Here is a 21,717-nt window from a genome sequence, read left to right as displayed (position 1 = left end):
TCGATACAACCCTAAACGCCTGCGCCTCGTCAGTCTTCCTCGTTGCTGTTCGTCGTACCTCCTCACTCATTTCACTGACCTCCATTAAGTTCGAGTAAGGGCTTGTTGCCTTATGTGCCGATTTCCCTTTCGACTTGCATCATTTGATGGGGCTCGCAGGCTGTTTACCGTGCTCGCTCAGAGCCCCAATAACAAGGGTATATGAACGCTTCGCGCCCTTGTTATTGAGAACCATGAGCGCTTGCCGGACAGCCAAGCGGCTCCATAAAAGTGATACTCAAACAAAAAGGAAACTCCTCATGGCACAACGAAACTCAAGCCCAACTCTCTCTAAATCGATGTTCAGCGACCAGCGTTTCGCCGCTGGGCACGAAAGCTCACCAAAAAATGATATCTCCTGCCAGTTCGTTGAACGTGCAGTGCGTTCGACCGTTTCCGCGACTGTTTCAAAGGGACTTATTTGGGTGAATTCAACGGACTTTAATTCGAGCGTTCGAGCGGTTAAAGTGCATGAGATTTTACTTAATGAGTTTGGTTATACCGACTCTTTGATCTTGGAGGAAGGAAATAAAGGAAAAGGGGTGAGTATTGGCGTATGTGATAGAGCTACGACTGTGAAACAGATGCGAGAAGATTACGCCTATGCGAAAAAAGAAGAGAGAAACGTTGAAACGACCGCTAAGCATCAAGCGAGAGCGAAAGATCTTCTGACTATCTTGTATGGCCAATAACACGGACTGAGCGCCGCCCATCACGACTTTAAATATTAAAAGGGATCTATTATGTCTGTACTTGCTAACTACTCTAATCACAGCCTTTTCTCTGTAGAAGAAAAAGATATCTTGCACCATGCCGCGAGCATTTTAAAATCTAAGTTGTTTGTGTCAGAGCAGACGCCACTCAATTCCCCTGAATTGGTGAAGTCATTTTGTCAGGCTTCACTTGCTTCCAATGAAAGCGAAGTGTTTGGGGTGATCTTTCTTGATAGTCAGCATCGAGTTTTACGCACAAAAGAGATGTTTAACGGCACCATTGACACCGCATCCGTTTACCCGCGTGAAGTGGTCAAAGAGTCACTGGCCACAAATGCAAGCGCGGTCATTTTTTATCATAACCATCCCAGCGGTGATGCCACACCCAGTCAAGCCGATCGACGTATTACTCGACGACTGACCGACGCGTTAGCCTTGGTTGATATTCGAGTTCTCGATCATTTCGTGGTGTCTTTTGAAGATGTGGTGTCGTTTGTGGAGCGTGGTTGGATATAGCCATTAGTGAAACATGTCTCTCATTTACGCCTATTCTGGCGTGAATGACTTCCTCATCATAATGCTATAAACTGTAAGCAATTAAATAAGGTTTCTACTATGTCTGAATCAAGCAAAGTCACATTAAGCGTTGAAGAGCTGATCAACCTAACCGCTCATGCTGCCACTCAAGAGCAGTTAAATGATACGCGTAAAGAACTCGATCAGAAGATCGAAGCGGTTCGTCATGAGCTTTCAGATAAAATCGACACAGTTCGTAATGAAGTGAGTTCCCTTAAAAATCTCATTATTGCAACAGCCTTCGCTATGATTGCGACGGTAGCCGGTGCCGCGTTTTGGGTTGGCAGTCATATCAACGTTTAATATTCAAATATGTTTTCTTAAATGCCTCTTATCCTAGAGGCATTTTTTTTGTCCGAACGCTTCAACGCTCGCGCTAAAAGAATTTGAGCCAAAGGCTCGACCGCAAGCGGTCGCCAATACCGCTCTCAGTACCACAGTACGCCTATTTGCTCGATGTTTGATTCTATTGCTTTTTCATGGTGTCACTTTGTGGGTTTGTGGCTGATAGGTGGCTTTTTATGATGAAACCATTACTTTACCTTTCTTTGCTATCGCCGTGTTTCGGTTGGGCTTTTTGCTTTGATGAGGCAGGGAGATTTTATAATGTCGATCCACAGCTTTTAAAATCCATTGCAACGGTAGAGAGCAGCCTAAAACCGAATGCGTATAATGAAAATAAAAACAAAACCGGTCAAGTGATCAGTCGTGATTTTGGATTGATGCAAATTAATTCCCATTGGTTTGATCGACTATCCGAATTTAATGTGAATGAAACAAGCATCTATAACCCTTGTTTTAATGTTCATCTTGGCGCGTGGGTATTAAGTTCTAATTTTTCTAGTCATGGTTATAACTGGAACAGCGTCGGCGCTTATAATGCGGGTTTTTCAAAACGCACCGAGAACGCCAGAAAAATATACATCCAAAAAGTCCAATCGGTTTATTTTAAGATGAACGTTCAATAAAAGGCTTTGCACCATAACGGTGCAATGTCTTTGGCTTTTCCTCTCGCTTTCTTCCTTCAATTTCCAGATCCCCGCATCCCTCGTTCGTCAGATTCATTCGCCACCTGGTCGGCTTTTGTCTTTCGCTGTCAGTTTTTCCCGTCGCTTTGATTAAGGAACTCAGATCATTCGTTCTGAGTTGTTGGTTAGTTGAGTTGGTGACCACACACCACGCTAAATCGAAAACGATTTAAATGGTTGTCTGCTTTAAACATAAAGACAATACAATCAATAACTTATGATATAAATAGAAGAGTGAATATTTTGGGGGGGGAAATTTTCAAAATTTCAACTAATTAGCCGCTGAAATCCAATGTAGATTTACATCATAAATGCATCAATTGTACTTAATCCCTTTTCGAGAAAGGTCTGAGAGCTTGTTTAAAGTGGAAGTGATGTACTAGTGATTTATTAGCAATTAACTCGATGTTTTTAATGATAAATAGTGAGCTTTTTTGCAAGCATGTGATTTAATTGTAATGTAGGTAAAGTGTTGTTTAGAGGGAAATCTAAGAAAGGATGGTGGGATTATGGCGAAAGCTTTTTCTGTACAGAGTTACATTCGGGGTGAATTGGAGCAAGATTTTAAGGTGTTCAGAGACAGAGAAAAGTTAGGTGATGCGGAAGCCGTCAGGCAACTTCTCACGCTGGCATTGAGGATCAAACTGAACGATAAGGAAGATGAGCGGCCGTCTAACCGCGAGTTGATGGAAGAGATGTATCGACGGATCAGGATGATCCAAGGGACGGGTAATTTAACCCACACACAAAGTTTTGATGGTGTCGCGTTCCATGAAAATAAAAAAGATGCAGTAGAAATGCGTAATTTGGTTTCCGCTGATGTGGATAAAAAAGTGGATGCTTATCTTGCAGGCGAAAAAAAAGGGTAGCAGCAGCTACCCTCTTATTATCGCTCTAACTCTCTGTCGATTTCTCTGTCTTCCCAATGTCTCTCTTTCTCTGATTGATTAAATTCCATCTCTTGTTGAGGTGAATATTCTTTTGGCTCAAAGTGGTCGAATGATTGGCTGTCGAGTTCTGTTTTCTCATTATAGTTGAAGGTGTCTAATTCCCTCTCCTGATGAGACGTGTGCGGCTCACTTAATTCAAGGTTATGTGCACTGTTATCTCGCTCTAGTTTATCAATGCACGATTTGATGTCCTCTTTAAGGTTATCATTTGACATGAATTGGATGTCTCGGCCATTAAAGTTCTCGACGATTTTTTCAATGTTGTTCGGGTTTAAATCGTGATTGCCATGATTTAATACAATAATGATGTTCTGTCTTAGTTCATCGGTAGAGATGTTTTGAATGTCGTTCTTATGATTGAGGTTAATAATATCAATCTGTCCTTGGGTTTGGTCTCGAATTAGAAACGATTGTTCAATCGATGTGCTGATGATGGTGGTGTTTAAATTCTCCCCTTGATGGAATCTTGTTAATTGTTTGGATTTCGTCCCTAGGGTTCTTGGGTTAATGTCTAGGGAGGTATCTTTATTTCCTTGAGTGTCTAAATAGGTCACTTCAATGGCTTTGGTTTCGCCTTCTTTATTGTGGATGTTGGTTAGCATTGCAGGGTGAAGGGATCTATCTTCGGATGAATAGACCGCCGGGTGGAATTTTACATGGTTGTTTTCAATGTTATTGACACCGAGCTTGTTTAAGTACGTTTGGGCCAGTGTGTTATCCATCGGTAAGCTTTGATTGATATAATCCTTAGCCCGTTCTTCAAACTGCGCAATATGCCTTGGGGTGGTGCTCAGTAATTTGTCGTGTTTACTGTTTTCCTCCAGTTGATATTTTTCCGGTTCGTTGATCATCTTGTGCGCTTCATTCATCGCGGCTTTATAATTCATTTCCTTATGACTCATGATTAGGTTAATCAATGCGCCTTTTTCGCCTGTGGTGTAGTCTTTGAAATACCCGCGATGCTCTCCAGTTAAGGTGACTTTAATGGCCGATTTTCCAATACCAAAGGTTAAATAATCCCGGTCTGATTTGGATTGATTCGGCTGGCCTAATAACTGAATGGCGAGGCTTTCGGTGTATTTTGGTAGCTGCGTATTGATGTGCTCCCTAAATGTGTTGTAGTCAAAGTCACCGCTTTTATTTTGGAACCGGACGTCCTCATGAGGGAGTGCATTACGGTTAAAGTAGGTGGTGTCTTTGGGTGGAATTTGGTTGAGGGTTTCTATCGCACTGGCTTTATGGCTCTCTTTAGAAAGCCAGCTTTTGACCAATTGTTTTGTGTTGTCGGTATAGAGCCGAATGTGCTGACTGGCACGAGTCACATCGATACCGGCGCGTCTTAAGTTGGTCAGTGCGCCTTTGCTTTGTATCGCGCTAATGACGTGTTGATAGGTGGACCCTTGCGCCATGTCTGCGGTTCGACTGTAAGCGTAGTCCCAGTGCCCGTCTTTAAGCGCATTAGGGTTAAGGTTGAGTGTTTGTCCTGTCTTAGATTGAGCGATAACACGGTCTGTAGTCGCTTGCGTGATGCGGTACTCCACGTTGGCTTTGATACTGCGCTCTTTATCGGTAAAACGGGTGATGATTTTATCGCCCGTTGAGAGTGGTTTTTCTGACGTAGAGAACAGGGTGGTGAAGCGGTGGTCACGGTTGCGCGGTAAGAATGGCCTAGTCTTACCTGTCGCTGCGTCTTGAAGTGTCACCACGCCATGCTCTGAGTCAACGTGAGTGATTGTCGCGTACTCACCGGGTCTGGTGCTCAATATCAAGCCTTTTTGATACGGCATCATGGTAGTGAGCTCTTCACCCGTGGCGCCGATTGAGCGTAGCCGGGTTGCGACGACGTTCTCTTTGCCTAACTCACTCTGTTTCATCAAACCGACACGGATGTGTTCGGTGATGGTGTCTCGCTCCTGGTTGGTGTACGCGATAATCAGTGTGTTGTCTCGCGTTTCGGGGGTGCGCTCTAAATAGTCTTTGGCGACCATGTAGGGCAGCTTCTCTGTGGCGGTGAGCTGCGCTCTGCGTCGGTCTTTGTCGTTTTCATCCAACGTGGAAATGACATGTTGACTGTTGCTTTGAGTATCAGGGGCTTGCTGCTGGAGTTTATCTAGGGCGCTGAGTGGCTGTTTATCAATGGTGTTTTGCTGTGCATTGTGCAGGGTGTCATTTTGTGGACGTACCATATCGGTCATGTAAGCGGTATCGATGCGGCCTTGGCTTATGGCCAGCTCAAAGGGTTTACCGGCACTGAGTGATAAAAGCTGCTCTTTATCGCCCAATTTGGCTGTTTTGGACTGACTGTCATTGACCAGCTTTGTGAACTCATCGGCTTGCTTGTTGCTGACCATGGAGCTTTCATCGAGAAAGAACAAGGTGTGTTGATAGTCACTGGCTTCTCGATTGCCTTGTCGGATGTCAGAGAGCAAGCTTTCCAGGGTTTGCGCTTTCACGCCTTTGCTTTCGAGCTCTGCTACCGCTGCGTGAGTGGGCGCAAGACCGATGACGCTTTGCTCTGGCTGCTGGCTGGCTTCTTTGACTAACTGGATAAGTTCAATATTGGATTCAAGCATGGTGGACTTACCTGTACCGGCTAACCCTTGGATGGCCACAAAGCTGTCCTTGGTGGTTGAGATAAGGGTGATGGCGTCCTTTTGCCCTTGGGTTAAGCGAGGCTTGGTATCGAAAAAGTCTTGCACCTGCTTAGGCGTTGCAAAAGGTTGATGTTGGCCTTTACCATCATCGATGTTTTGTAAGATGCGCTTTTCAGTCTCCAGCGCGGCTTGCGTCGTCCAGCGTGTGCCGTCACTGTACTCTGCAGAGAGGGTGTTGCTGCGTTTATTCAGCTCTGTTTCAACCTGCTCTTTGGTAATAGAGCCTCCGGCTTCTTCAAAGGCGTAACGCACCGCTTCCACTACTAAGGCTTTTTGGCTAAAAGCCGCTTCTCGCTCTGAGAGGTGGTTCAGGGCAAAGCTGACCGCTTTTTCGATGAGTGGGGCGTTTTGCGCTTTGGCTAGTGCTGACAGTGCCTGACTGACATCCTGCTTTAGCAAATCTTGGGTGGCGTCGTTTAGGTAGCGGTCGTTGACGTTTTGCGTCTGCAGTACACGCTCAATGGCTGACGGGGAGACCTGCTCTTTTTCAAGTGCGCTTTGGGCTTTGTCTGGTTTGTCGGTGAAGATATCAAGGCGCTCTATTTTTTCAGTCAGGTCGCTTATCAGGGGCTTAGATAGGGTAAATGCTTTGCCTGACAGTAAAGTATGGGCTTTTGGCTCAATATGGTGGGCGCTATGAACGTAGTCGTATTGCAGCGGCGCGTCTTTTAGGCTCTCTAAGTTGACGCGCTGCGTTTCCCCTTTGCTCTCAAGCGTGAGGCTTTCTTTGTCAATGTGAGTGACAAGGTAGCTTTGGTTCGCGTCCAAGCCAGCAGGGAAGTGTTTGCCTAGCGTTTGAAGGCGTTCGCCTTGGGCGATATTGAGACTTTGCGGTTTATTGATTTGCATCTTCATGTGCTTAAAGGCGCGACTGGACGGGTCAAAGGTGTGTGATTGTCCATCGCGTTTGCTGAGTGCGGTCATGGTGTTGCTCTCTTTGTCGATACTGGCGATGACAAAACTCTGAGGTTTGTTTTTCTCCCAATGGGTGAGTGTCATGCCTGGTTTGTAGTGTTGAACGAGGGGTTGTTGCGCTTTAGAGAGGTGGTGAGGGGTTTGAGTGAATAGGGTGGTTTCGTGTCTGGCGAGGGCGCCGGTATTTTTGAGCTGGCCCCGTATCGCTTCGGTTAACCGCCGCTGCTCGACGCTGGAAGTGGCAATCACTTGCGTGTTGGCTTTATCGGGGAGGGCCAACAATTCATTGGCGCTCATCTTATTGGCGTCATCGATGAGCAAGACATCTTTATTGGTCAGCGGCGTATCGCTTTGCAATAAGCTGTGGGTGGTGTGGCGCTGCTCTTCTGAAAAGAGCTGACCAACCCAAGCGCTGAGTGTTTGACTTTTGCGCTGTACGCTCTCCATGCTATCAGCCTTGGCTTTCACGCTTTGGGAGACCAATTGGACACGTTTACCGCTGTGATTACCTACATTGAGTAGTTGCTGCGCAATATCTTGTGATGAGCCATGCACATTGACCACGTGGAACTGTTTGGTGGAGTGGTACAGGTCGGTCAGTATACGCTGCTGGTTTTCAGAGATAGCGAGCTTGTTGAGCGTGCTGGATTCAACGTGGGTGCGCATGTGATGCGCACGACCTTGGGTGCTGTCGATAAGCGCTTGTTCGTTATCAATTAAGCCTTTGGTGGTGTATTGCCCTTTGTGACTGAGTCCTATCAAGTCGCCCTGCTTAATCATTTCATCCGCGACTTTTTTGATATCAAGGGCGTTGAGTTGCACGCCGCCTTTGGTGAACTCTGAGGCGGTGAGTTCAATGATTTTTTCAAGGTGTAACGCGGTGCTGTATTGCCCTAGATGGTCAATGGCTCTGCTGATGGCGGCTTTGGTTTCACCAAGTGGTGGGGTGTTTTGCGCTTCTTTTACTTGTTGCGCCATGGTGACAAGCTCTGCGGGTTCATACCCTTGGTCTTTTACGGTGCTTTGCCACTGTTTGTTGAGGTTGTCGTTACTCTGGTGGGTTTTGCTTTTACGAGTGTCGAGGGTCGCGACATCTCGCGCGGCGCGAGAGTCAAAGCCTAAATCGAGTGTGCGTTGATCAATTTGCTGTTTGCGAGTGGACGATGCATCAAGAATAGGCTGAGGGACACCGCTGATTTCGAACTGACCGTTGCCGACGCCTCGCGTGGAATAACCGAGGGTTTCTGCCTCCTTAGCTAATTGGCTCTGGTACAAGATACCGTAGTATTTTTGGAAGTTGTAGATGCGCTCGCCTGTGCCGTTAATGACGCCCCCTTTTTGTTTTAAGCTGGTTGATAAAGCGCGTAAATCCCCTTCTTGGTCTCGAGTCATGTTAGCTGCGAGAGCGTGCGAGTGCACTTGCATGTCGTTTTCACGGCTGGTCTTGTGGCGCACGACCGCAAATATCATCGAATCCGTATTTTCGTATTCTTGAACGCCTTTCTTATGAGTGACTTTGACTTGTGCAACGTCTTTTTCAAGCTCTGTTAAGGCGAACTTCACTGCGTTGTTATGCGCTTCTATTAGGCGGGTGTCCCCGCCAATAAGCGCGAGAACACTGATGGATTTAGGCGCAGAAAACGTCAGGTCGAAGCCTGATTTGTGTTTCCCCCTTTTCCCTTTAATAGTTTCATCACCAAGACTGCCTGAGAGGACCGATTCTAAGGTGGCTTGCTCTACGGGTTTGCCAGCCAGTCCCGCTTCGATGGCCAGCTTGCCATGCCAGAAGGTGTTTTCTTCTTGGTCTTTTTCTTTGAGGTAATAGTTATCACCGGCATCTTTTTCTAAAGAGACGTCAGGTAGGTCTTTGGGGGTTTCTTCGCTTAGGTAGTACTTTGCAGCGCCAGAAGCGGATTTAAGAGGGCTGATAGAAAGCATGACGGTGTTCCCTTGTGTAATGCCAATCACCAATGATGGCGATGAATTGAGTGGTGGGTGCTGTTACTGCGGTTACAAAATGATCCCAACACAAGCAAATGAATTGCTAGCGGTTAACGTTCTTTCTTCGTGAATGGTGACGCCATTTTCATCAATGTGAATGGACGTAATGCCCGCTTTAAATCGGTCTAACGCTATTATTTCTTCCTTGGTTAAATGCTTGCCATGAGTCAGGCATTCTAGACGGTTAAAGCTATATTCATCGGCGGCCATTGCTGGTTTCGAAGAATCAGAATGCTTCATGCACTCATTGCCATACAGCCAATCTTGAGCACACTCTATATTTGGCTCTAACTGGTAAGTCATATGATGGGTGACGCTTGAAAAAGAATGGGACCGGCTTGTCCATTTGTAGCTCACTTGAAAGCAATCAACCTCATCGGGAATGACGGCATACCAACCTCGACTTTTGGGGGAGGTATCTAAATAAACAGACACGTAGCGTTTGTTTGGCCAAAAGCGCTTTGTTTTTGGATTGCCGTTTGGTTTAGCCCAGTCGGGTCCTATAAATTCAAAATGAATGTCTGTTACCATGTTGCTGGTAAGCTCAGGTGTCAGAAATATTCTGGGCGTAAATTGCAGGTATCGTTCTTTGGGATACAGAGGTAAGTTGATGTTGAGTTGGTGTTTAAGAGCGGAGCGGATCTCAGAGTGCGCTTGAGTGTAGCATTCTGACCATTCAAGATTTTTTGCCGCCTCAATGGGGGACATTCCACGTGAATATAAATAGATATAGGGTGTCCAATCTATTTTGATGTATCGGTATGGGATTTTTTTGATATGAGCTACAAACGCCTTAAACCATCCTTTCCATTCAGAGTCATATTCGTTGGTCATTTTTCCATTTAAATAATTGAAACCTTTTTGTGTAAAAGATACGCATGTTTGCGTGTCGTTGAATTCTAGATACCCCTCTGAAACCAGTTGTCCTAAGATGTCCCTTACTAACATGCCAGAGCGCGGGTAAACATCTAATGAGCGCTTTTTTACTTGTGGCTTACTCAAGTTAATTCGCTTTTCTTTCACGTGCTCTAAATAGTGATTATTTATAGGGGCCACTTGGTGATTTTTGGTGGTAGGCCAGAGCCAATCTAAAAGGTCGGAAGCATAAACAGTATTGGGACCTAGTTCTAATGTATAGGACGTCGGGGCTTTGGGTAAGGGTGGAAGATCACCTTCCTTGCCGTTCATGGCGTTTCGCTCTTCGGGAGTTAAGTTCCTTAGAATGACACAGGCAAATCCTTCAATGTTGTCGATGTGCTCTCCTAGACTTACCCTCACGCTCTGAATAAAAGGGATAATGGACACTTGGTTAAATACAATGTTATGGGCTGAGACGTGGTGCGTTACTGTCTGCGCTTTTAAGTCGTCCCAGTCGCTATAACCTATCGCTTGAGCACAAATCGATAACCATGTGTTTTTTTTAATTGGGCTGTTTGAAATAATTTCAGCATCGGTAAGTTGATTGAGAATAGTGTGTAATTGTTTTTTTAATATCGGTAAATGGTCAGAATTCAAGATGGTCTTACTTGACATGGTAATTCCTTGATAAATGAACGTAAAAAAGCCTTGCAATGGCAAGGCTTGGGACGGGGGTTGAGTGATTAATCGTGATGATAAGGCTCTAGGGTGTAACCTCTATGTTGCGTAAGCTGGATTAGTGAGTACAAGGGGTCACCAGTCGTTGCCGTCGAGCATATCGAGAACAAAGAGTGATTCGGGTTGTTTTTCAGGGGACATATCATGGTGGGTGTTTTAGTTTTTTAATCGCGCACTGTGTTGACGTTTGTGTCGGAATCTTGGTTTCATTGGTGCTCTCCATTGAGGGAAACAACGTGAGGCAAGAGTGGGTGAGGCTCTCCAAGTAGTACTAGCGTTGGAAATTTAAGTTATTAAAATGCAGTGTTTTGATCGTTCCATTCTGCAAATTTTCCCTATTAGTCTTGTTATCATATCCGCCAAAGTTGTCAATTAGCGTGATGGTGAATAACCTCAAATCCATATCATCAAGAATGCTTAGATTGCAGGATACCCACCTAACAAGGCAAAGCAAAAGCGCTGCTTATGGTCGCGATATTACTTTGCTTGTACAGCAGGAGGGGCAACAATAGAAACTCTTAAAGCATATGTAGAAAGCCAATAACACCTAACACCAGATTAAGCCGCTATCGCGACTGACGCCTTATATCCCCGCCCGATCGAGCGAGGATATAAGGCGAAATTGCTAACCTTATTGGGATCCCTTAAATTTCAATTTAAAGTCCTTCTTGACCCTAAAAAAATTATTCACGAATACGTATAGATAAGGTTCTGTTATCATCATAATCAGATGATAAACCAAGAGAATCATTGCTCCTATAACCAGTACATTCCAAATTTTGTTGATTATCGGTAAGGCAATAAGAAAACTCATAGCCGGGTAGGAGCAGCTTTATTGAAGAGATCCCTCCCCTAAAAATATCAGGGAAGTTCTCATTCGTCCCTGTCAGCAAAGGATATTGAGGTCCATGTAACTGAAGGTCCATGTAAGCGAGGCCTATAACATTATTCAAATCACGCTTTTCAATAACAAAAGAGCGATAAGAGTCATTTCTTAAATCACCAAAATAATTACTATCAGCATAGTAGATATCACATGTGCCCCCTAGGTTAGATTGAAGGCAAGCTTTCACTTGATATTGTTTATCGTGCAACCTAAGAGAAGAACTAGTAATACCTACATCCCCTAGCTCTGAAGCATTGTAAACATGGTTAAGCTGGAGCATTTCAAACAATGGAGGCTGTTGGTCTCGATGAGCAAAGAGTGTCGCTAAAGTTAATTGCGGTTGGTCAATTATCTTAACCCCACGTGTGACGTCATTGTCAGAGGCAGCTACGAGTTTTACCGTACCAGTATAGGGAAATTGACAACTGTCTTCCGTCCTTGTATTACAAAGGAGTACTTTTTTCCCTGGAGGCACAACCAAAGATGAAATTGATCGATAGAATGCCCTGTCGTAAATGTCAGTTGTATCATAGAATGCGTTAGTTCGATCAAGAGTCAACTTTTGGCCTTGAAAGTACTGATCAGTATAGAAAACAACATTTTCTGGGTATAGTTCAAGCGGACCAACCTCAAGATGGACAATAGAATCGTTCATTTCTTCGCCCACAAAATCAAGATCCAGCCCCCATACAGTCAAACAATTTGAATAATCAGTACTTTTACATAAGCGAACGTAACTTTTTGGCCCTACCTTAATCGACGAAATCTCTCCTATAGCATTTATCTCTTCAGCAGAAGACCTTCCGTAATTAAGATGGGTCAAGGATCCTTGAAAATTAATATCCTGATAGGCAAGAACAGGAAAACGTTCTAGCTGGGCATCTGTACTCCGCTTCTTAGTATATTGAGAAACACCATTCCAATTATACTCCTCTGATTCTTTACGCTCATCGTTACCCAACATTCCTTCCCAATATTGCTTGGCGACTTGTTCCGCATTGTTTCGGGCACCTACTTTTATAGTATACTTAGTTGTCTGATCTAACTGCCCCCAATAAGAAGCATTGGGAAACATAAGATATTGCTTATTTGAATTGAACTTAGCAGGATTTCTGATCTCGTTTAAAGCTTCTGCACCATATTCACTAATGAGATAATAATCGACTTCATTACTATGAGGAGATGCTTTCATTCTTGGTTCTATAAAGCCATTTGGAGTAATATCGGCGTCTGATATCCAACCACTATAGCCCTCTGAACCAATATATTTTATAAATTCTATATTTTTTTCTTGTTGTAATGTAGTAATCCTACTGTCACTTAGCGCTGAATCAATTTGATTAATACAGGTTTCTCGCTGTTGCTCCCCAGAAAAACTTTCAACATTTAAAAACCATCCTTCAAAATTCAGTCCGTCAGCCAATTCAATGAGCTTTGTCATCAAACTGACTGTCCCTAAATCTCGACAATCTTGAAAATTTCCTCCATGGGAGAGACTAGGCAAAAAGACGCTGCCATAAATCTTGACTCCTTTCACATGAGCTTCTTCAATCCATTGAGGGTCAGGGGCTAAAATTGTGCCTTCTTGAGAGCTTCCTCCCCAAAAGACCATTCCTTCAAGATAATCCCAATAATCAAATCGAACACGGTCAGGGCTAGTGATAGCGTCAGGAATTCTTTCTAATGTAGCCCTAGGACGGACTAGGGCGGTATAACGATGATTTAGCTTGTTTAAGGCAGTATCTGGATCTAGACGATCTTCTATTCTAGCCCAATGATAAACCCAAGGTTGAATAACCCCATCAACGAGAATACCAGTCTGTCTTTCTTTCGTATTTTTACTCAAGTAATCTTCATCACTCAAGATGTCATTTACAGTTAGATCCTTCAAGGAAGGAGCTGACGAGGTTGCATTATTTGGCTTATTGATAAACCAAGTGTAGGTTTTTTTCCCTTGGGCATAGGTTTGTGAACTAAAAATTAACCCTCCGATAAAAAAGATGAAAACACTCTTTATCCAAGTTCCCCATTGACGTCGTTCTCTTTGCTTTTCCATATAAAGACCTCTCTATAATTTACCCTGTACTCTGACTGAGGTTAGATTTAAGGTGGTTTATGATTTATAGAAAATATAATTACCCCTATTTAGTAGACGCCTTAAAAATAATCTTATATATTAAATTATTCATTATTTATATAAATTGCTCTTCTATCATCTCATGGTAATATTTAGCTATTTTCCCTTTCATCATTCAGATATATCGTCCATCCCGATATCTTGAGATATCGCCGACTCTTCGAGATCTTGTTGAGCGCGCTTTTGATAGTGACCGTCTGATTTGAGATTTTCTGCATCATCATTGACAAGATTTTTGACCGTTTTGCTTTGCGTGGCTTCTTTGATTTGGGCTGTCTCGAGCTTCATCTCTTCTGCAGTATCAAATTGCTCTGATTGGCGGGTTGAGAGAGCATTACGCTCTTCTTCACTAAGGAAAAGCCCTGGAGCAACACACTCACAGTAAACGGCTTCTTGGTATGCTTTAATCATCGCTGGAGATAGGGTGTGTTCACGTTTGATAAAGGCTGGTGTCACATCTCGCATCTTATCAAAGTGCAACTCTAATTGAGTGATAAAGCTGCTTCCTGGTACGCGAAGGTAACATTGTAAATCATCCATGGCTTGGATTTCACTGCTAGAGACAACAGGGCGGGTGACGGTTTGGTGACCAATCGATACCCCATCACGCAACGCATTTGCACCGTAAGAAATGTTCTCTCTTGAGACGTCCACCTCTTGCTCACCCAAATCTTTGGATGAGATTTGCGCCATCTGCGCTGATGGGGCGCGAAAGTAAAAGCGAGAGTTGAGTAAATCAAAAATAACGTCCGCGGTATTTTTTCCGTAGGTTTTCACGAGCTGCGCATAAGACTGGAGACCAATCACATAACAGCCCCCAAACTTACGCACTTCTGAAATGATGTTATCCAGCTCAGGCAGTTTATGCAGACTAGGCATCTCATCCATAATCACCCAGATACGGCGGTCTTCATCGGCTTTGAGTCCCAAAATAGCGTTAGAGGCAATGGCAAGCCAAGTTGAAATTAAAGGACGCAGTGAAGCGTGTTGCTGCGCGTTACTCGATAAGAACAAAAAGCCTTTTTGTTTATCATCTTGTACCCAATCGGTGATGGAAAACGGTTTGCGTTTGGGCTCTCCTTTCGCGTCTTTATCATCCAAGCCATCTAAAAAGCGTAGGCTCTTAATGTAGGTGGCGAGCACCGACTTAATGGAGATGGCCGTCTTTTTGATGTCTTTAGAGACCAGGGAAGCAGACTCTGTGCCTTGCAGGAAATTACCCAGGGTTTCAAGTTCAGACGTGAGTATCAGGCTAAGCAGCCTTGCGGTCGAGCAGGGCTTGTCATCTTGGCTCATGCGATACGCCGCACTTGAAAAGATAGTCCGTGCGGAATCAACCCAGAACGGATCACCTTCACCATGTTGCGGGATAAGCGCGTTCGCAATGTTTTCAAAATCAGGGGCATCCTTAGCATCACACCAGACATCCCAATTGGCGCAGCGTTCATCGAAGGGGTTGAGTAAGGTATCTTGGCTAGGGTCAAAGAACTTACTGGTAAAGGTGCAGCCTTTATCATAAATAATGGCTTTATCCCCACGTTTACGTATCCAGCGCAGGAGTTTACGAAGCATGACGGATTTACCTGCCCCTGTGGTGCCGTCGATGAGCATATGCTGAACTTCAAACTCACGCTTAAACAAGGCCAGCCCATCCACTTTGAAATCAGAAATCCGTCCGTTGCCTACACCCTGTCTTTTGAGTTTCTTTGCCCGTTTTTTCAAATCATTTGTGAGCACTTTGGGTTCGGCGTATTGAAAGCCTCGAACGTGGAAATCTTCACTTTGCTTTTCGCCTTGTCGTTTAAAGAAACTCATGGCGAGCATCAAAATAGCGAAGGCAATACAGATGGCAATTAAGAAGTTGATTTGTGCTTGGCGAATGACGTCATCATAAAGGCTGATGAGTTGGGTATTTTCCAGTTGGGAGGCGAGCGTGCCAACGTAGCGTTTTCCACTCCAGAACGTCGTGACTTCGCTGTTAAGATTGTGCCCAAAGCTGGCATAGATATGATTGCGCCAGTAGTAGAACACAGACCAAAAGGCGTTATCGGGCGCGCGTAGCCAGGTAAGAACGCCAGTGAGCGCTATCACCGACCAAATGGCGGCGTAGACTAAGGTATTGTTGACTTGAAAGAACATCCGAATGGAGTGAAAAGTAATTTGTCCGCCACGGGTAAAGTGGTTGCCGGACGCGCGTTTAGGTCTAGGCATCGTGGTTCCTTGAGAGTGAAATGCAGTGCTTTTTTAGGTAATTACCTGCGTATGCAGATGAGCTGGCCAACAATTGAACGGTTGTTGGCTAATGGTATTGCGGTGTAGGGCTCTGATATGAAAAAAATTTACGCATGCCGAAGGTAAGTCACGGATGTTCACCTCTCCGACGGGGTGGGGGTCTAGAGCCCCGACATGCTGGCAAAACTTGGGTGGTTTATTTCCTTGCGCTGATAATCCTCACGGTCTCGAATGTGGTCAGCGTTATGCTCGAAACCTTCAAAGCAATCCTGATTACTCTTTTTAAGAAGAAAAGCGAAATTGGTCTCTGTGTAATATAGATGGTGAGCTTTATGTTGATGATGGGCATCACCGGACAGGGATTGGTCGAGTGTTTTTAGAAACGAATGGCTTTGAGCTTATGATTAAAAATGTCCTCGTTGCTTATTGCGCTGGACAGTTATCCATCGTATTCGTATTTTCCCGCGTCGGCTGATTTCAAGGCGATTTCATGGTAAATTTGTCAGAATGATAAAGTTCCTTAATGACCTTCAACTTCTATGAATGACCAACTAACCCCAATCAACAAAGACCATTTAAAAAAACTTATCCGAGCAGAACTGGAACCGACATGGTTTGATAAACAATCAGTTAGCCCTGATATGTCTTGGGTGACTCCTGCTGTGTTTGAAATATTGTTTACTGAGTTGATAACTCATACGCGCGGTAATCAGTCTAAGGCTGCTAGGGTTTTAGGGATTAACAGAGGTAATTTCACCAAAAAGTTAAATCAGATCACAACTCGTGAATTTGGATAGGATGAGAGCTTATAAGTAGGTATCCGCCTATTGGTACCCTAACGAGGGTGCAGAGATTAACCAACCCCCATGACCTCTCAAGAAATCAATGGCAGTTGCTCTAATTTTCGCTTCAAGGAGCACTGGCGGTAATCTACTCCAATTGCAAAGTAACCATCATTGGGCTCTTTTAGAAGTCAACGAATATACCCGCCTATTAGTGTCGCGATAAGTTTTATAATTGGCGCTTTTTACTTCAATTTGAAAACAATTATCGGCATTTTTAGGTGATTTCGATCTATTTGGTACCATGAGCATAAACTCAACCGACGAAGGTTTTAGACAGGTTACGCCCCAACTTTGTGGATAACTGCTTTAATTTGTTATAAAAAAATAATGTTAGGTTGGAATTTAACGAAGCAAGCAAAACGGAAGGCCAAATTAACCATGGAAAAGATAATTCACTACGATATTCTCAAGGTTAAAGTTAGAAGCGATAAAGAAAGCACTCGACTGATCAGCCAATGGGATCAGGTTCTACAAATCTGTCGTGACAAACCACTCGGAGAGATCGCGAGAGCAAGATTAGCGTTTAACCTTGTCGATTACATCACAAGTGAAGATCTACCTTTTCGCTTATTCATCACACGCGCACCACAAGCTATGGCCACCATAGGCGAGGAAACACGAGTGTATAAAGAGCATCGAGTTATTAATGGTAAACAAAGCGGAATGATTTACGCCAAAAGCGAACAAATGTTACCAAGAGAAATCCACTATACGAATGAGTTTGTGGCAACCCGCTACGTTGCTGGGACAAAAACACCACTCTCTGCCACCTCCCTCGTTGATTGCCTCAAGGCTGGAGATGTCATAACACCACTCGATGGCATCTTGTTTTTAGGCTGTAAACGAATCGCCAGTGATATAGCACGTCTTAAAAAAATCGAACCCACCATGAACATCGAAATGAAACGTATCGAAGTATCAGACAACTTCACAGGCACAACAAGAAAGATGGCAAGTTACGAATGAATAACGAGGCGTAAACGATTGCCGCATGCTTTAACATGACAGATATAACTGAAACTAATCTTCGGACAATTCCGAGTTATGAATCATAGAACACTCTGACCTTTCGAATTACTTCTAATATTATAATCATTCAGCTAGCCTACATCTGGCTGACCAATTCCTCTCATACACTACATATTGAAGTACTATGATTAAAGATAGTTAAGCATGCGTTGATAGACCTTGAACTAGGCCGCCTACGAGCACTAAGTCCAACGATAATGTGACACTCTCTTTCTTTCGAATATTTCGAATGTTGACTTTTTTCGAATATTTCGGATAATGTCATGGTGAGAAGGTTTGTATACCATGACATCAGAAACTAAAAACTAGAGAGAAACACGATGAATACTGCTACAAAATTGCCAAGCGCTGAAGAAATGGCACTGGCTAAGCTTGGTAGCCAAGAGTTGTCAGCCGTTATAGAAATTAATGGTGAAGCTCAAAGGATTAACGTTGTCGATAAGTCTGGTAAGACTCACGAAGTAACTATTCCAGCAAGCGCATTAAATATGATGATCGAGATGCTTACTCAATTAGGTCAAGGCAACTCTGTTAGCATCACACCTATTCATGCGGAACTCACAACGCAAGAAGGTGCTGATATGCTAAACATGTCTCGTCCTACTTTCATTAAGCTTCTTGATTCAGGTGATATTCCGTTTAGCCGTACTGGCAACCGTAGAAAGGTAGCTTATACTGATCTTATGGAGTACAAGAACTGCCTAGAAGAGAACAGACTAGCTGCTCTTGCTGAACTATCTGCATTAGACCAAGAAATGGATATGGGATATTAATGGCGTCATATACGGTAATTCTAGACGCATGTGTAATGTACCCAGCTCCACTCCGAAGCTACCTAATGTACTTGGCCAATACTGGCCTGTTTAGAGCGCGATGGACAGAACAGATACATGATGAATGGACTCGAAATCTACTGAAAAATAGGCCAGAGCTAAATGCAGAACAACTGCAAAGAACTCGACAGTTAATGAACGCAAATGTTCCAGACTGCTTGATTGAAGGGTATGAGTCTTTAATTGATGGCCTTACTTTACCCGATGTTGATGATAGACATGTTGTAGCTGCCGCCATTAAAGGTCAGGCTGAGTCTATCATTACGTTCAACCTAAAAGACTTTCCTTCTTGCGAACTCGAGCCTTTAGGTCTAACAGCAATACATCCAGACGAGTTCCTGTGCGATATGTTCGAATTGGACAGTAGCGCATGCGTTAAGGCTGCTCAGCAACAAAGAGCTTCATTAAAAAGGCCACCAATGAGCCAAGATGAGTTCTTAGCTTGCTTACAAAAGCAGAGACTCCCAAGCTTCATCTCACACTTAAAGAGCTTCAAATTGATGCTTTAACTTTGAATTAGTAGATTTTAAACTAGGCCGCTGATTGCGGCCTTTTTGTATACACTCATTCGCGTCTGAAATGTGTTTACTATTTAGCTGTACTCTCCCCGATATTTAAGAGAGCATCATTCGATGTTCTCTTATCTTTTTAACACTTTTGGCATATAAGAAAAAGTACGGTGATTTCAGTAGCGTGATCTGCTACTGAGTAATTACGTTAACGCAGAAAAGGGCACTTTCGAGTTAGAAAGTGCCATAGGTAAAAATTCAGCCTGTGAAGGTTTTGGACAAAACCTTGCCAGTGCCTTTTCTAAATTAGAAAACCATCAATAACTACAGGTATGGCAAATTTACTTGTGAAGTGCTAGTGCGGTGAGTAGCATCGCGCTAGCAAAAGTATTGGGTTAGGTGCGCACTAAGTGCCGTTAAATTAAATTAAGGCAAAATCACACACATCTAAAACCTGATCTATACTCATAATGCAGTAAAGATTAGCTTTCATGACACTCTCTAAGAAAAAGCCTCCCGATTGGGAGGTTTTTTTTGCATCTAAATCTGGGTTCGCACTAAGTGTCGTTATGGTAAATGTGTATTCAGCAACGTTAAATACTACTGTGAAACTACCTCCCCCTCTCTACGCGCCATAACGTATTAAGAGCCAACGTAATGGAAAGGAGGAGGCTTCCACGGATACCGAAATAATGAGCTTTTCAAGCTCACGCTATGCTTACCTTGCCATAAATAACAGGGTTTAGCATGAACGCTAATTGATCAAAAAACCATCATACCTCAACGCTAATTTGGGGTACGTTAATAATTATTAACATTAGTGATAGCAGAAGATAAAGTTGTTGTTTTGTACTTCCAATAAGTAATTTTAGTTGCTTGATTTTTTCCAACATTTCCAAAGTAACTTTCCCAAGCATCGCTACTTGTTAGTAACTCAGAAAACATATTACTCAAATCGCTAGTTGTCCAAACCTTTTTATAACCTTTAGTCCCTGTAGGAGCTGGACTTTTCTTATTTACATAATTATCTACTTTGTACTTATCTTCATAAGCCATAAAAATAGTGTATACAACACCTTGAGGCGCTGATTGTTTATACCATGGAACAACTACAAAATGGTGAACAGCTGACCCCATTAAAAAATGCCACACTTCTGTTTCTGAGTTTGCTCCGGAAAAAGCAAGAGCCGTATTTATTTGACTCTGCATATTTCCTTTATTTTCAATAACAGAACCATTGCCAGAATCGTTCTGAACAGAACCGTAAACAGCACGACTAAATTCAACTGGTACAGATGGGCAATTACTCAATTGCATCAGTTTTGAATTATTCTCTATAGCTAAAATTAGATCTTCACCTGTGTTACTCATATTTTGCTCCGTTAAACGTATAAATCGGGAATAAAAACCAGCCAAATATACTGTATATAAAAACAGCATTCAACCAGGGGCAAGGCCGCTATTTAGTTTATAAAATGGCGCTCCTTATCCTTATAGTAAAGAACACTTAATATCCCTGTGATCATCCTCATCGGGCGAGGTTTTACTGCGAAATTGCTAATTCTTATTGACGCAAGTTTTAGATTGCGGAGGACGGCTTTAAAATTGTTGCAACACAACCTCACAAAAATCGGTGTTTATTATTACTATTTGGTAAATGTGCGAGTTTGCTATCAGAAACAGCCCTCAGACCACCTCAAACGCTCTTAGCGAAGATTTTAGACACTTGATCAAGGCGGTATGCTTCCATAACGCCTTGTAAGTTTGTGACGCTTTAAGATCGGTTTGTAGAGCAAAAGTCATCGAGTTGCTTTGAACTAAGAACTGCACTCTGATACCCAGTTTACGTTCTTTTTGAGTTTTGGTGTCAGATTAGTTCTATTAGGCCAAAAACCACTCGACTGTGAATGCAGACTTTTTGGCGAAACCAATTTAGGGGCAGAAATGAGCTAGAGCTACTACTCTAATGATTCATTAGAACGAATAGCAGCGTACCGATGCGATCGCTGCCATTTTAAGAGGATACTTTATTGCTTGCTACTCATGGAAACAGGAACGTAATACTTTCTTGGGCTATATAAGGGGTTAAAGGAACGTTTTCGCGCCCAAGCAGCGGCCAACGAATACCTAATCTAGAATAAAGACATTTAACCCGTTCCTACTCTCTCGTACTGGCCTTATACCTGAAATAACATTCACTCTCGATGGATATCCTGTGCCGAGATTAATATTTCCAGCCGTTAAATTGTAACGATTTAGGGATAGGGCTGTAGCAAGGGTATTCGGTTTGTAAGCCGTAGTTAATGACAGTTGCCGTGTCTACACTAAAAGCTGCTGCATAATTTCCTTGTCTAAAACCTTCTGGATCGATTTTTGCCGTTTTATCTAACACCTTCCAGATGAGATCTACAATAAACTCAGGGTGACGCCTTGGGTCGAGTGCCATGGTGTCGCGCATACAGAACCAGCTTCCACCACCTAGGCGTTTTTGATTCGTAGCATTTTTAAAATACGCCGTATGCAAACCTTGTAGGTAGGCGTTTAAGCGTATGGACTCCACGGTGTCCGTCTCGTCAATGTGCTGCAAGAAGTAGGGCAGTTTGGTGATGTCCGGCAGGTTTTGGGAATATGGTCTTTTATTTATCATTGCGAGTTCGTACTGCTCGTGTATCTCGCTCAGCAGTTGAGTGAGCTCGGGAGAGTGGGGTTGAGCTTGCACGCTCGCACAGGTAAGCAGCAGTAATGGTAAGACTGTTTTCATGGTCATTCTCCCT

The 21,717-nt window shown here is 43.5% G+C and carries 15 protein-coding genes and 1 pseudogene; 10 read left to right on the top strand and 6 right to left on the bottom strand.

Annotation, left to right across the window (positions count from 1 at the left end; translation table 11 throughout):
* Positions 1–299 precede the first annotated feature (299 nt).
* From BCU07_RS23150 to BCU07_RS23130, 5 genes are all read left to right on the top strand, one after another.
* Positions 300–731, top strand: coding sequence for a hypothetical protein (locus BCU07_RS23150; protein WP_102428835.1), 432 nt, complete (start codon positions 300–302; stop codon positions 729–731).
* A gap of 51 nt (positions 732–782) precedes the next feature.
* Entirely contained in the window at positions 783–1,268 is a 486-nt protein-coding gene (radC, locus tag BCU07_RS23145) for a RadC family protein (RefSeq protein WP_016800123.1), read from the top strand.
* Between the two features lie 99 nt (positions 1,269–1,367).
* Positions 1,368–1,631 carry a DUF1640 domain-containing protein gene (locus tag BCU07_RS23140; protein ID WP_102258136.1) on the top strand — a complete coding sequence of 88 codons (264 nt, stop codon included), beginning with the start codon at positions 1,368–1,370 and terminating at the stop codon, positions 1,629–1,631.
* Between the two features lie 221 nt (positions 1,632–1,852).
* The gene (locus tag BCU07_RS23135) at positions 1,853–2,296 is read left to right on the top strand and encodes a lytic transglycosylase domain-containing protein (protein WP_029203697.1); all 444 of its coding nucleotides are present in this window, start codon (positions 1,853–1,855) and stop codon (positions 2,294–2,296) included.
* Between the two features lie 569 nt (positions 2,297–2,865).
* Complete coding sequence (locus BCU07_RS23130) at positions 2,866–3,225, top strand: hypothetical protein (protein WP_016800120.1); 360 nt, start codon at positions 2,866–2,868, stop codon at positions 3,223–3,225.
* A gap of 17 nt (positions 3,226–3,242) precedes the next feature.
* On the opposite strand, the gene traI is transcribed toward BCU07_RS23130, so the two are convergent.
* Positions 3,243–8,813 (bottom strand): conjugative transfer relaxase/helicase TraI, encoded by a 5,571-nt coding sequence (gene traI / locus BCU07_RS23125; RefSeq protein WP_102428834.1) that lies wholly within the window; start codon positions 8,811–8,813, stop codon positions 3,243–3,245.
* A gap of 72 nt (positions 8,814–8,885) precedes the next feature.
* Entirely contained in the window at positions 8,886–10,409 is a 1,524-nt protein-coding gene (locus tag BCU07_RS23120; protein ID WP_102428833.1) for a hypothetical protein, read from the bottom strand.
* Positions 10,410–10,813: 404 nt separating this feature from the next.
* On the opposite strand from BCU07_RS23120, the pseudogene tnpA reads away from it, so the two are divergent.
* Positions 10,814–11,016 (top strand): annotated as a pseudogene (tnpA, locus tag BCU07_RS23115) (IS200/IS605 family transposase); the annotation flags it as partial.
* A gap of 139 nt (positions 11,017–11,155) precedes the next feature.
* Here tnpA and BCU07_RS23110 read toward each other — a convergent pair.
* Both BCU07_RS23110 and traD read right to left on the bottom strand, forming a co-directional pair.
* Complete coding sequence (locus BCU07_RS23110) at positions 11,156–13,414, bottom strand: endo-beta-N-acetylglucosaminidase (RefSeq protein WP_102428832.1); 2,259 nt, start codon at positions 13,412–13,414, stop codon at positions 11,156–11,158.
* 192 nt (positions 13,415–13,606) lie between these two features.
* The gene (gene traD / locus BCU07_RS23105) at positions 13,607–15,706 is read right to left on the bottom strand and encodes a type IV conjugative transfer system coupling protein TraD (RefSeq protein ID WP_102428831.1); all 2,100 of its coding nucleotides are present in this window, start codon (positions 15,704–15,706) and stop codon (positions 13,607–13,609) included.
* 560 nt (positions 15,707–16,266) lie between these two features.
* On the opposite strand from traD, the gene BCU07_RS23100 reads away from it, so the two are divergent.
* The 4 genes from BCU07_RS23100 to BCU07_RS23085 all read left to right on the top strand — a co-directional run bounded on the left by BCU07_RS23100 (position 16,267) and on the right by BCU07_RS23085 (position 18,943).
* Positions 16,267–16,524, top strand: coding sequence for a helix-turn-helix domain-containing protein (locus BCU07_RS23100; protein WP_016800114.1), 258 nt, complete (start codon positions 16,267–16,269; stop codon positions 16,522–16,524).
* Between the two features lie 426 nt (positions 16,525–16,950).
* Positions 16,951–17,538 carry a hypothetical protein gene (locus tag BCU07_RS23095; RefSeq protein ID WP_231904619.1) on the top strand — a complete coding sequence of 196 codons (588 nt, stop codon included), beginning with the start codon at positions 16,951–16,953 and terminating at the stop codon, positions 17,536–17,538.
* Positions 17,539–17,921: 383 nt separating this feature from the next.
* Positions 17,922–18,374 (top strand): helix-turn-helix domain-containing protein, encoded by a 453-nt coding sequence (locus BCU07_RS23090; protein ID WP_048667525.1) that lies wholly within the window; start codon positions 17,922–17,924, stop codon positions 18,372–18,374.
* Positions 18,374–18,943: a PIN domain-containing protein gene (locus BCU07_RS23085; RefSeq protein WP_017098631.1), complete on the top strand. Its 570-nt coding sequence runs from the start codon at positions 18,374–18,376 to the stop codon at positions 18,941–18,943. Before BCU07_RS23090 ends, BCU07_RS23085 begins: the two co-directional genes overlap by 1 nt.
* A gap of 801 nt (positions 18,944–19,744) precedes the next feature.
* On the opposite strand, the gene BCU07_RS23080 is transcribed toward BCU07_RS23085, so the two are convergent.
* On the bottom strand, positions 19,745–20,314 hold the full coding sequence (locus tag BCU07_RS23080; protein WP_016799065.1) for a hypothetical protein: 570 nt from the start codon (positions 20,312–20,314) through the stop codon (positions 19,745–19,747).
* An 853-nt stretch (positions 20,315–21,167) separates the two neighbouring features.
* Positions 21,168–21,704, bottom strand: coding sequence for a hypothetical protein (locus tag BCU07_RS23075; RefSeq protein WP_102428828.1), 537 nt, complete (start codon positions 21,702–21,704; stop codon positions 21,168–21,170).
* Positions 21,705–21,717 lie beyond the last annotated feature (13 nt).

Source organism: Vibrio sp. 10N.261.54.E10 (assembly GCF_002877735.2).
Taxonomy (GTDB): Bacteria; Pseudomonadota; Gammaproteobacteria; order Enterobacterales; family Vibrionaceae; genus Vibrio; species Vibrio crassostreae_C.
Note: the sequence above shows the minus strand (reverse complement) of the source record. Positions and strands in the feature narration are given on the sequence as shown.